Here is an 11,614-nt window from a genome sequence, read left to right as displayed (position 1 = left end):
GATGTCCGTACGTTCTGCCATTGATGCCTGGGAAAAACAGCTGGGTGCTGCTGCGGTTATTCACGATGCCCGGGCGCTGGAAAAATATACGCGCAGCGTGTGTGCCTCTGAGCGACAGGTTGTTGCCGTCCTGAAGCCGGTAAACCACGAGCAGGTTGAGCAGATTGTCGAGACGGCAAATACGTATCGAGTACCGCTTTATCCCATCAGTCAGGGAAAACAATGGGGTATGGGGTCGAAACTGCCGGTTCGCGATGGGGCGGCGATCGTTGATTTATCCGGTATGAACCGTATTCTTGAAATCAGTGAGCGGTTTCATTATGCCGTGGTTGAACCCGGTGTGACCCAGCGTCAGCTGCTGGATCATATTGAACAACACAGATTGAAGCTCATATTGAATGTGACCGGTTCTTCATCAGATACAAGCCTGATCGGTAATGCCCTTGATCGAGGCGTTGGCTATTTCGATTCACGAGCAGACGGTATCTCCAATATGAAAATCGTGCTCGGTAACGGTCAGACTCTTCAAACCGGATTTGGACATTATCCGGATTCCAAAACACAGAACTTATATCCTCACGGTGTTGGGCCATCTCTGGATGGATTGTTTCCTCAGGGAAATTTTGGGATCGTTACATCGGCCTGCATTGATCTAATGCCTAAATCAGAATGTATGATTACGGCAGCAATCAGTATCAAGAATGAGAGTGATCTTCCACAGTTAGTTGATGGTTTAGTGAACCTGCGCAGGAGTGGCCATATTCGGACAGTCGCACATCTGGGAAATCAAGAGCGAACACATATCTCCTTGGCTCCTCATGTCTATCAGGCATTACTTAGGGAAGGACATTTGCCGGGAACGGATCTCATTAACTATGTTAATGAAATGTTGAAGTCGAGTTCTTTCGGTACATGGTCTGTCGGGGTGGGTTTGGTCGGCTCGAAGCAGCAGGTTAAAAACAGTAAAAAGGAAATCCGCAGGGTATTGGGAAGTATCGCAACAGTTCGTTTCATTGGGGATAAAACATTGAAGGTAGCTGAGAAAGTGGCCACCTGGTTCAAGTGGATTCCCGGGATGCATGAAAAACTTCTGCTGCTTAAGGCTGTTATGCCGATTTCGGGTTTAGCGCAGGGAAAAGCATCGGATGCTTCGCTGAAAACGTTGTATTGGCCGGTAGGTGATCTGGAGAATCTGGACTCTCTGGATCCGGATCTCAGTCATAGTGGTACATTGTTCTGTCTGCCCGTCGTACCGGCGGCATCAAAAGATGTTTTGCAGGTTGTTACAGAAACAGAAAAAATATTTTCCGAATACGGTTTTGATGTTGCGATAACGCTGAATCTGCTTTCCGCAAAATGCATGGAAGGAGTCGTAAGTCTCGCTTTTGACCGAAGAGATCAGGAACAGGTCAGAAGGGCTCATAAATGTATTCAGGATATGGAGGCACGCTATGTTGATATGGGTTATCCACCCTATAGAGTAGGGATAAATTCTATGCACCATGTTGTACGAAAGGGTGATGTATTCTGGAATACCGTTCAGAATTTGAAGGATATTCTTGATCCGAACCGAATCATTTCGCCGGGAAGATACAATTTCGATTAATTTCCGTATTCCGGAAGTTTGCTGGATATAATTCTATCTCTCCATGCCGTTGGTAGTCTGGAGATCAAATGCAGAAGAATCGCATCTTTTCCCAGCAGGTATCTCGGTTTAATTTTGTTTGATCTAAGTATGCGTTCCACCAGTTTTGCAACGGCTATTGGCTCGGCAGATTTTCGGGAAGCATGATTCAGAGCAAACCTGTATATAGGTTCATAAAGCAATCGGTGCTGAGGAGTCAACGCTGTTAGGTCGGCCTCTATATTACTCAAAGCCCTGGTTCGGATTTTGGTTTTTACATTGCCGGGTTCGATAATGGTGACCGGAATATTCCATGGGCGGAGTTCTACACGTAGAGCATCTGTGATAGCTTCCAGCGCAAATTTGGAAGCACTGTAGGCGCCTTGAAAGGGTAAGGATATGCGTCCGCTGATGGATCCTATGAAAATAATAGTTCCTGATTGGGATCGGAGAAGAGGTATAGAGGCTTGAATAATTCGTATATTTCCCAGAACGTTTACGTCGAGCAGGTCGTTAAACCGCTGAAGATTCAAATGTTCCATCGGGCCTGCTTGAGGGAGTCCGGCATTACATACAACTGCTCCCAGGCCGGCTGATGTTGTATTTCTGATTATTCTAAAGGCAGTGGTAACCGATTTTTCATCGGTAACATCTAACGTTACCGGAACAATCCCATCCTCAAACTTCACTTCGTTTGAAGAGGTTCTGATACCTGCAAATACCTGATAACCGAGTTGGCAGAGGTAGTTTGCAGTAACAAATCCTATACCTGATGAAGCGCCTGTGATGAGTACTGATTCGTTTCTTTTCATTATAGATTTCCCTACTGATAGCAGAGTGCTGTGTAAACGACAACTCAAACGTAGGCTGGTAAAAAATAGTTGTAAAAGGTTAAACTGCCGTTAATCTAGTAACACGATGGACACACTGGAGAGTGCTACATGATAGACAGGGACATCATCTGCATTCTGATTGCCTATCTGCTCGGCGGAATCTGCACGGGTTATTATCTGGTTCGTTTGAAGACGAAAAGAGATATCCGTGAATGCGGCAGCGGGGGAGTCGGTGCGCGTAATGCCGGGCGCATACTGGGCGCATCCGGGTTCGCGGTTACGTTGCTGGGGGATGCACTGAAAGGTCTGGCCGCTGTTGCGCTGGCGCATTGGTTCGGGCTTGCTGCGCCGGTGGTTTCGCTGGTTCTGGTCGCGGTTGTTGCCGGGCATGTCTGGCCGCTTTTCCTTCAGTTTCGCGGAGGGCGTGGCATTGCTCCTGCAATCGGAGCTTATCTTGCATTCGACAGCAACCTTGCAATGCTGCTGTTCGGTCTTACGCTTGTTCTGCTGATTTTCCGTCGGGGTTTTATTCTGAGTGGTCTAACGGCTTTTCTGACCCTTCCGCTGGTTGCCTATGCACTCGACATGCCGGACCATGCGGTTGCTGCATTGACTGCGGTTTCGGTAATCATTCTGTTTGCTCATCGTGAGCGGATTCGCAAAGCATTTTCGGCTGGGTTGCCGCAAAAGGAGGCATAATGGGATTGCTCGACGGATTTATCTATAAAATTGCCCGGGAAGATTGGGAAATGGAGGCGGTAAACGCACTCAATTACAAGACTTTTGTGGAGGAGATTCCTCAGCATGAAGCCAATCCTGAGCGCAAACTGAAGGATAAGTTTCATGATGAAAACACCTATATTATCTGTGTTCATGAAGAGCGGCGTATACTTGCGGGCATGATCGCTTTTCGCGATAAGCGGCCGTTTTCCCTGGATGAAAAGCTCAGCGATCTCGATGCCTATCTTCCGCCGGGGCGTTCGCTTTGCGAAATCCGTCTGCTGGCTGTTGAGGAAGAGTTCCGCTATACCCGGATTTCGCAGGGATTGATTGCCACGCTGGTGCAGCATGCGATTGATCGAGGACACGATCTCGCCGTTATTTCGGGGACCGTCCGCCAGATTAAACTGTATAAATTTCTGGGGTTTACCCCGTTCGGTCCACTGGTTGGAACCGAGGATGCTCAGTACCAGCCGATGTATCTGACGCTTGAAGCGTATAAGGATTTGAAAACGCGGTCGCGTTCCTTTGCCAAAAAAGAGCCGGAACTGGCTAATGATGATACCATACTGTTCAACTTTCTCCCCGGTCCGGTTGATTTCGGCAAACAGGTGCAGGAAGTTTATAAAGAAAAACCGTGTTCGCATCGGGGTGATGATTTTATAAAAGATTTCCAGAAACTGCGGCGGCTGTTGTGCGACTTGACGAAGGCGGATCAGGTGCAGGTGCTTATGGGGCCGGGGACGTTGGCGAATGATGCGGTTGCGGGGCAGTTGTCGCTGCTCTGTTCCACCGGACTGATTCTGGTGAGCGGCGAATTCGGCCGCCGTCTCACCCGGAATGCCAATGGAGCAAAACTGTTTTTCCATACATTGGAAATTCCGGAGGGGGAATCCTTCTCCAGAGAAATGGTTGAACAGCAGTTTAAACAGCATCCTGAAATTGGCTGGGTCTGGGCGACGCATTGCGAAACGTCGACCGGGGTGCTGCACGACATTGAAATGTTTCAGGATGTTTGTGAGGCCTATAATGCGAAACTCTGCCTGGACTGTATCAGTTCCCTCGGCACGGTCCCGGTGGATCTTTCGGGGGTTTATCTGGCATCTGGAACCAGCGGAAAGGGACTGGCTTCAATTTCCGGACTCTGTATGGTGTTTCACAATCATGATCTGGAGCCTGCTCCGGATGATTTGCCGTGTGCGCTTGATCTGGGAATTTATCAGAAACAGGCGGGAATTCCGTTTACGATACAGTCTAATCTGGTTTATGCCCTGCTTGCCGCACTGGAATCGCACGACTGGAATAAACGGTTTGCGGATGTGCGCGAGTGGTCAATCCGGATACGGAGAAAACTGGCCGAAATCGATGCGCCGATTCTGGCCCCCGATTCCTGTGCAATGCCGGCTGTGGTTACCATCGCTTTGCCGGAAATTCACTCCTCAGAGCGTATTGGGGATAAATTGAAAGAGCATGGCGTATTAATCAGTTACCGCAGTGACTATCTTCTCGAGCGAAACTGGATTCAGGCCTGTATGATGGGGGCGGAACATAAGCCGCCGGAGAAATTTATCCGGTTGCTCCGAGAGGAGCTTTTGCGTTAATCGTCCGCACCGGGCATGCCTGGAAATTTGAATTCCGACAGCACAAACCGCTCAAGCTCATTCGCACTGAGCTGGATGTTAAGAATCCGGTCATTGACTTCAATGAGTTCTTCCAGCGTATGCTTACCCGTACCGACTACATCGGCCAGGCCGTATACAATGCTGTTCAGCTGAACAACAAAGGTTTCGATTGCTTCTGAAAAACTGAGATCGGGATTGATGGTTGTGGTTTCCATGTCGAGCTGTTTGGCAATGGAAGTGAGCTCTTCAAACATGGAATAGAGTCGGTCTCTGCAGGCAGGCCATGCGGATTCAATATCCACTTTTTTGCGGACTTCGTAAACCGGAGTCGGTTTATACCGTTTTTCTTTAAACTCCAGAATCTCAGTGAGCGCAGTCCGGATGGAGCCGAAGTTTTCGCCCAGAAGGGCAGCATCGACAGTGCCCTTTTTTACTTTTTTAAACAGCATATCAGTGTCTCCGTTAAGCTGTAGACGGGCGGTCGGCCACCCACTTGCGCATTTCTTCCTTGGTCTCTTTCCACACCTTGGAATCGTTGCGTTCTTTAGCAAATTCGCTGTAGAGGTGGAAGAAACTCTGGCGGAAGGTTTCCAGGAAAACCATGCGTTCCTGGAATTTTCCAACGCGGTCAAAGGTTTCGGTTTCCGGTAGTTTAAGACTGCGGAAAACAAAGTCATCTGCGTCAAAGGTAAAAGCCCAGACCTCTTCACCACGTACAAACTGCATTTTGGCTTTCTTTAATTTTTTTCCGCTGAGCAGCGCTGTACGCGCTTCCGCGGAAAGCATTGGTTCACCTTTACGCAGCGTGATTTCGTGCGCGCCTTTGCCTTCCATCACAAAGGTCAGCGGTCCTTCGATCATATAGGCGATTTCGCCGACATCCGGAATCTGAGTAATGCCCTGGCGTTTTTCGGAGCAGAACCACAGCCACATCAGAAATTCCCGCCCGGCTGTACCGTCGACCATACCGTCTTCGAGTTCATCCGAAAAGCTGGACGGAGCCCAGCCCTGCACATCCACATGGGCCACACGCTCGGCAATGGTCTCCGGATCGGCCGGAGTTGCTCCGCAGCCCGTCGTCTGCATCAGACTCAGAACAAAGGCATCCAGCTGCTTTTCCGAAATTGCGGTGGAGTAAATCATATGGGAACGCTCATCGAATACGAAATCAATCCCTTTCAGCTGCACCGGCATATCCGGGAGCAGGCGCTCTTTAATCTGTTTTTTGATTTCCGACCGCTGGGTCTGGTTAAGATAATTTTTATCTTCGGCCTCCATGACTGCCATCTCTTCAAGAGCGCATTCCGCCTGGAGGAGAGAGGTCGGGACTTTTTTCTGGGCCTGCGTTAATGAGAGCCGCAGATATCCGCCCAGAAATGCATTCTCTTCCGTGATGTTACGGTCCAGTAGATGACGGCCTCCGACCCAGCCGTGTACTTCCTCTTCCGCCAGTGTACTGAGCGGCGGCAGTGCCGCAGCGGCAAATTTGTCGATATCCTCCACCGTCAGATCGCGCGATGCGAAATACATGCGGAAACTCACAGATCCTTTCTCAAATCCCATCCTGAAAACCTCAAATCATATGCCGGTTTGTTTACCAGCCAACAGTTAATCCGGTGAAGACTGTGGTCGGGCGCGATTTCAGACCGGGTATGGGTTGAAAATTCGAGCCCCACAGATTATCCACCAGGAACGAAAGACGGACATTCTGGGCAAAGGATGGATTGTAATGCAAGCCCAGCGTCGCCAAAGCACCGAAATCATCACTGGTGCGAACCGAATTTTCTGTCTGCAGCCGCGTGGTCTGGGAAAACTGCACCGTAAACTGATCGAGGAAATTCCAGTAGGCCGAAAGGTTCAGCATGTGTTCCGGATAATCGGTTTCGTAGAGTCCGTCGTTGACTGCGGTATCTTTATAGACCCACTGATAATAGGCTTTAAATGCAAGATGTTCATTCGGATAATAGCTGAAGGATGCATCCAGCCCGGAGATATTCAGCCGTCCCAGATCCGTTGCCGTACCGCCGATCCAGTCGCTGGCATTTTCCAGCGTCCGGAAAAACGCACCGATTTTCCAGTCACTGTTTTCCGATAAATACTGCTTAAAGCCCAGTTCTGTATTTTTCGAATGCTGCTGTTCCAGCAACGGATTATTTTCCAGCGTCTGGAAATCGGGCTGTTGTTTGGTTTCTGTGTAAGACAGCGAGATAATTCCGTTATCCGAAAGAAACCAGTCCATTCCGAACGCCGGCAGGAAAACCGCACTTTCCGCCGTCTGGAAAACCGCATTTACGCCGGCTTTCAGGATAAACCGTTCAAAGTGCGCCTCCGGCATCAGTAATAGAGACCCGCGCGTGCGGTCAGCAGCGGCCGTATCGCCGCTGACCCGCTCGTATTCCAGGTTGCTGCGAAGATAAAGAGCAATATGCTGAACCTCCAGCGTACGACCTTCCACGGCTGCCGCAAAATTCCGCGAAAAAACATTGGTCAGCGTTGATGCGGTATCATCAAGCGTCTGATCGCGTATATCCCGGTAAAGTCCAGACACCCGCACGAATGCATCGTCTGTATCCCCGCGTGTTGCGCCGGCATGGATCAGGTGGTCGTCGAGCAGGTGCGATACATCCTCCGTCAGCCCGTAATAACCGTAGGCCCCGTAATCCTTCGATTGTCCGGCCGCAATGAAATCGATATTCCACTCCTCCGTCGGAATCCGCAAAACCGCTCCGCCGGACGACCGCTCCATATCATTTTCGGAATCATCAATCCGCCGAGCCTTTTCCCAGTCAAAATATCCGCCGACATTTTCCGACGAAGCATAGATCCCGCCGGCATAATGTTCTTCTGTACCCAGTCCGGCGTACACCTGCCGGGCATCACCGAGCGGACGAGTGCTGAAATCCGCCGTGCCGACCAGATGGCCGGATACATTGTCGATTCCGGTTCCAACGGTTGGAACCGACAGCAGATTTCCAAGGATTGGAAACTCCGCATTCCAGTGGGCGGAATAGGGCGATTTGAGGCGGAGTCCGTTAATACTCAGGCCCGAGCCTGTATAACTGCCGCCCCGGATCGATAAATCCTGCTGCGCCAGCCCCTGCACATTCACCAGCACTTCCGGCTCGGTATCCAGTACCTGCCACACCTGCCGCGTATTGACACCATCCTGAGCCAGAACGGAAATGGTCGATGCGGAAACAATACTCATGAAAAACGCGATGTGTCGCAGCCGTCTGTTTCTGTCAGACCGATGCTGCACAACAGAATGAAAAAAATGATGGCTCATAAGCTCAGCCGGTTCACAATGTTCTCGGTTTCAGCGATAACGGGGAGCGGAAGGTCATCGTATTTCGGATGCGGTTGAGCAAGCTGAGAGCAGTAGGGGATGGTTCCGAGAATCGGGACTTTTCCAAATTGCTCAATGGTGGCGGCGTTGTTTTCCTCGATGAACGTGTATTCCTGATTCCCGGCATTCACAAAAACGACCCCGGCAATGTTCAGTCCTTCGCTGCGCAGGGTCCGGATGGAGAGCAGCGTGTGATTGATGGTGCCAAGGCCCGGACGGGCAGCGAGAAGAACCGGAAATTTCAGGGCCTGCATGAGGTCGAGCATGGTTTCGCGTTGGTTCAGCGGAACAATCAGTCCGCCGGCCCCTTCGGCGAGAATAAGTTCAAAATCGTCGGCCAGCGCGCGCGCGGCAATCACCATTTCGGCGATATCGATTTCCGTTCCGGCCATTTCGGCGGCGAGGTGCGGGGAGCAGGCGGGTTCAAACTGGTAAACCGACATTTTCTGATAGGTGCTGGACGGAATATTCATTCCGGCCATTGAAAGAGAATAGTCAAGGTCCGGAACGGCGCCGTCTCTGCACCCGGTTTGTGCAGGTTTCATGGGGGCGGCATTTATGTTCCGCCGTCGGGTTTCCGCCAGCAGCAGGGCGCTGAGTGCGGTTTTTCCCGCATCGGTATCAGTTCCGGTTATGAAGAGTCCATGCATGCAGTGGAGCTAATCATAATGGCCGGGGCCGTGCAACGCGGATTAAATACAGTGATTGATAAAGCGGAGGGTGTCGCGCAGGTGGAGGGTCCAGTAGGGCCAGCTATGTTCACCCTCGAATTCTTCATAAATGTGGGGAATATCCGCTTCTTTCAATTGTTGATGCAGCTTCCGGTTTTCCTCGATCAGCAGATCATCGACCCCGCAGTCGAAACGCAGCGGCGGCAGGATTCTGCGGTTTTTCTGTATCCAGTAATATGCCGACAGTGTGTTGTCTGAATCCTTTAACCGGTATTCAGAAAGGGGTTCGTCGACAAATTTGCTGAGCTGAGGGAAATCGGTGATCGAGGAATGCGCGCTGACGGCGGAAAACAGCTCCGGATATTTTGCCCCCAGCCGCAGAGCACCGTAGCCGCCCATCGACAGCCCGCTGATGCAGATTTTCGACTGAGCAGTGACATCGGGAATATTTTCTTTGACCGCATCGATCACGTCTTCGGTAATCCAGGCCTCGAAGTTCGCTTCTTCGTGGGTCAGATATCCGCTGCCTTCGCGCCACAACCCATCAGACGGCATGACAATGGCTAATGGCTGAATTTCTCCGCTGGAAATCATTTCGTGAGCTGTGATGTGGGCCCCGGCTTTGAACGGCCAGACCCAATGGCTGCCGTAGACGCCGTGCAGCAGGATCAGCAGGGGCAGATTCTGTATTCGGGCATGGTTTTCAGGCAGAAAGAGCGAAAGATTGGCGCGGTGTCCCAGTGCCGGACTTTTCACGGTGATAAAGCGGAGATGATCCCGCTCATACGTTGCATCGGAACATTCTGTGGTTCGGAATTTTGACATGATTACTCCAGAATCAATACACCTTTTGCATTTCTACCCGTGTGCATATCGTGAAAGGCCTGTTCCAGTTCTTCAAGCGGATAGGTCCGGGAAATCATTTCGTCCAGCAGGAGAGAACCTTTGTCGTAGAGATTCATCAGTTTCGGCATATCGTAATAAGGATCGCAACTGCCGTAGAGCGGATTGATGTAAATTTTGTCCCATTCGAACAGATTCATGTCGATGCTGATTTCCTGCTCGATGCCGCTGACCTGACAGGCGGTTCCCGCATTCCGGATCATGGCCAGCGGGGCGGCACCAAGCTCGGGAATCGCCGTGCATTCAAAGGCAAAATCGGCTCCGCGGCCATCGGTCAGTTTCTTTACCTCTTCAGCCGCCTGCATCAGCCCTTTGTCGGCTTTGTCGGCCACGATTGTGTGAGTGGCACCGAAGGTTTTTGCAAATTCAAGGCGATGTTCGTTGATGTCGATGGCAATAATCTTATCCGCCCCGGAAATGCGGCAGCCCTGGATGGCATTGAGGCCGACACCGCCGACGCCCAGAATGACGGCACTGGATCCCGGCGTGACTTTGGCGGCATTTACCGCAGATCCATAACCGGTCATTACGCCGCAACCGATAATACAGGCGGAGGAGAAGGGAATCCCCGGATTCATTTTCACCAGGGCTTCCTCGCGCACAACAGCATGGGTCGACATGGTTCCGATGTTGAATGAGCGCTCGATACCCCGGCCTTTATAGAGTGTTTTTTCAAGAGCGGAATGGCCCTGCATATAGTCCGGAGCAGTAACCTGGTTCTGCCGTTCGCAGATATGACGGTTCCCATGCAGGCATTGAAAACATTCGCCGCAGGGGATCGCCCAGTTCAAGACCACTTCATCGCCGACAGCAACGCGGGTAACGCCTTTTCCGGTTTCAAGCACAACACCCGCACCTTCGTGCCCCATTACTATCGGGCGGCCCCAGTTCAGCGAATCCCAGTCGGTATGGCAGACACCCGACGCTTTGATCTGTACGAGCACCTCATTCGGTCCCGGTGCATCCACCTGAATTTCTTCAATCGAAAATCCGCCTTTTCCATCGGCGATGGCCGCTTTTCCTGAAATCATGATCATATTCTCCTGTTTTAATGATGTTCAATCTAAAGAAGAGCCGGTCAAAAGACCATGGATCAATCGGCTGAATCGATGGATTTATTTTGTGAGCAGGAAGATGGCGGTTTCGTAGGTGGCGCAGACCCCGCCATCGGAGGCATACCGGTTCTGATAGACTGTCGTGAGGCGGCTGATTTCCGAACGGGTGAGCGGTATGTTAGCGGTACTGACTCTGCCGCCGGTTACACCCTGTTCATGAATGGCACGGAGGAATGTGCGGGCATCTTTATAGATGATCTCTTCTTCGGCATGTTTCCGGTGCTTAAGCGTGAAGCCGGAGTCCTTCAGGGCTGTTTGAATGGTTTCATAGCTGGGTAGAGTAAGATCCGGTGTTTTTTCCGGCGCGATTTCCCGCCGCAGTTCATGAAGTTCTCTGAGGGTCCCTTTGAGCATCATCCCCAGCAGGAATATTCCGCCGGGTTCGAGATTTTGGAAAATATTTTCAAAGGTTTCCCGCAGATTGGAAACCCAGTGCAGGGCCGAACTGGAAACAATCAGAGGATAAGGATCGGAGCCCCGGAAATTCTGGGCATCGCCGATGATCCAGTTGATCTGCGGATAGCGGGAAAATCGGGCCCGGCTATGCTCGATCATTTTTTCGGCTATGTCTACGGCATCAATCGGTACCTCGGGAAACCGGTTGATGAGCAGACGGGTGAGCTGACCGGTGCCGGGGCCGAGTTCCAGTATCCGCTTCGGACGCCTTTCCGGCAGCATGGACACCACCGACTGTGCCAGGGTCTGTTGGGGCCGGGCGTGGCGGTCGTAGGTTTCTGCTGCAGCTGAAAATCGTTGTCCTATCATGGTTATACCTTCCCG

The 11,614-nt window shown here is 51.3% G+C and carries 11 protein-coding genes; 3 read left to right on the top strand and 8 right to left on the bottom strand.

What is annotated here, in order from left to right:
- Position 1: 1 nt before the first annotated feature.
- The gene (locus tag EGM51_13795; protein ID QBG48413.1) at positions 2–1,606 is read left to right on the top strand and encodes an FAD-binding oxidoreductase; all 1,605 of its coding nucleotides are present in this window, start codon (positions 2–4) and stop codon (positions 1,604–1,606) included.
- Here EGM51_13795 and EGM51_13790 read toward each other — a convergent pair.
- Complete coding sequence (locus EGM51_13790; protein ID QBG48412.1) at positions 1,603–2,436, bottom strand: SDR family oxidoreductase; 834 nt, start codon at positions 2,434–2,436, stop codon at positions 1,603–1,605. The two genes, EGM51_13795 and EGM51_13790, sit on opposite strands and share 4 nt — an antisense overlap.
- A gap of 129 nt (positions 2,437–2,565) precedes the next feature.
- On the opposite strand from EGM51_13790, the gene EGM51_13785 reads away from it, so the two are divergent.
- Positions 2,566–3,156, top strand: a complete 591-nt coding sequence (locus tag EGM51_13785; GenBank protein ID QBG48411.1) for a glycerol-3-phosphate acyltransferase — start codon at positions 2,566–2,568, stop codon at positions 3,154–3,156.
- Complete coding sequence (locus tag EGM51_13780; protein ID QBG48410.1) at positions 3,156–4,778, top strand: aminotransferase class V-fold PLP-dependent enzyme; 1,623 nt, start codon at positions 3,156–3,158, stop codon at positions 4,776–4,778. Before EGM51_13785 ends, EGM51_13780 begins: the two co-directional genes overlap by 1 nt.
- Here EGM51_13780 and EGM51_13775 read toward each other — a convergent pair.
- From EGM51_13775 to EGM51_13745, 7 genes are all read right to left on the bottom strand, one after another.
- On the bottom strand, positions 4,775–5,248 hold the full coding sequence (locus tag EGM51_13775) for a hypothetical protein (protein ID QBG48409.1): 474 nt from the start codon (positions 5,246–5,248) through the stop codon (positions 4,775–4,777). The genes EGM51_13780 and EGM51_13775 overlap by 4 nt on opposite strands.
- 13 nt (positions 5,249–5,261) lie before the next feature.
- Positions 5,262–6,362, bottom strand: a complete 1,101-nt coding sequence (locus tag EGM51_13770) for a hypothetical protein (GenBank protein ID QBG48408.1) — start codon at positions 6,360–6,362, stop codon at positions 5,262–5,264.
- A gap of 31 nt (positions 6,363–6,393) precedes the next feature.
- A complete protein-coding gene (locus tag EGM51_13765; protein ID QBG48407.1) occupies positions 6,394–8,007 on the bottom strand; it encodes a hypothetical protein in 1,614 nt (537 codons plus the stop codon).
- A 74-nt stretch (positions 8,008–8,081) separates the two neighbouring features.
- Entirely contained in the window at positions 8,082–8,795 is a 714-nt protein-coding gene (bioD, locus tag EGM51_13760; protein QBG48406.1) for a dethiobiotin synthase, read from the bottom strand.
- A gap of 42 nt (positions 8,796–8,837) precedes the next feature.
- Entirely contained in the window at positions 8,838–9,641 is an 804-nt protein-coding gene (locus EGM51_13755; GenBank protein ID QBG48405.1) for an esterase family protein, read from the bottom strand.
- Positions 9,642–9,643: 2 nt separating this feature from the next.
- On the bottom strand, positions 9,644–10,750 hold the full coding sequence (locus EGM51_13750; GenBank protein QBG48404.1) for a Zn-dependent alcohol dehydrogenase: 1,107 nt from the start codon (positions 10,748–10,750) through the stop codon (positions 9,644–9,646).
- Between the two features lie 84 nt (positions 10,751–10,834).
- The gene (locus EGM51_13745) at positions 10,835–11,599 is read right to left on the bottom strand and encodes a methyltransferase domain-containing protein (GenBank protein QBG48403.1); all 765 of its coding nucleotides are present in this window, start codon (positions 11,597–11,599) and stop codon (positions 10,835–10,837) included.
- Positions 11,600–11,614 lie beyond the last annotated feature (15 nt).

This window comes from Verrucomicrobia bacterium S94, from assembly GCA_004299845.1.
GTDB lineage: Bacteria > Verrucomicrobiota > Kiritimatiellia > Kiritimatiellales > Pontiellaceae > Pontiella.
Note: the sequence above shows the minus strand (reverse complement) of the source record. Positions and strands in the feature narration are given on the sequence as shown.

Coding starts and splice junctions, on each gene's coding strand:
- EGM51_13795 (QBG48413.1), top strand. CDS start 2: ATGTCCGTACGTTCTGCCATTGATGCCTGGGAAAAACAGCTGGGTGCT.
- EGM51_13790 (QBG48412.1), bottom strand. CDS start 2,436: ATGAAAAGAAACGAATCAGTACTCATCACAGGCGCTTCATCAGGTATA.
- EGM51_13785 (QBG48411.1), top strand. CDS start 2,566: ATGATAGACAGGGACATCATCTGCATTCTGATTGCCTATCTGCTCGGC.
- EGM51_13780 (QBG48410.1), top strand. CDS start 3,156: ATGGGATTGCTCGACGGATTTATCTATAAAATTGCCCGGGAAGATTGG.
- EGM51_13775 (QBG48409.1), bottom strand. CDS start 5,248: ATGCTGTTTAAAAAAGTAAAAAAGGGCACTGTCGATGCTGCCCTTCTG.
- EGM51_13770 (QBG48408.1), bottom strand. CDS start 6,362: ATGGGATTTGAGAAAGGATCTGTGAGTTTCCGCATGTATTTCGCATCG.
- EGM51_13765 (QBG48407.1), bottom strand. CDS start 8,007: ATGAGTATTGTTTCCGCATCGACCATTTCCGTTCTGGCTCAGGATGGT.
- bioD (QBG48406.1), bottom strand. CDS start 8,795: ATGCATGGACTCTTCATAACCGGAACTGATACCGATGCGGGAAAAACC.
- EGM51_13755 (QBG48405.1), bottom strand. CDS start 9,641: ATGTCAAAATTCCGAACCACAGAATGTTCCGATGCAACGTATGAGCGG.
- EGM51_13750 (QBG48404.1), bottom strand. CDS start 10,750: ATGATTTCAGGAAAAGCGGCCATCGCCGATGGAAAAGGCGGATTTTCG.
- EGM51_13745 (QBG48403.1), bottom strand. CDS start 11,599: ATGATAGGACAACGATTTTCAGCTGCAGCAGAAACCTACGACCGCCAC.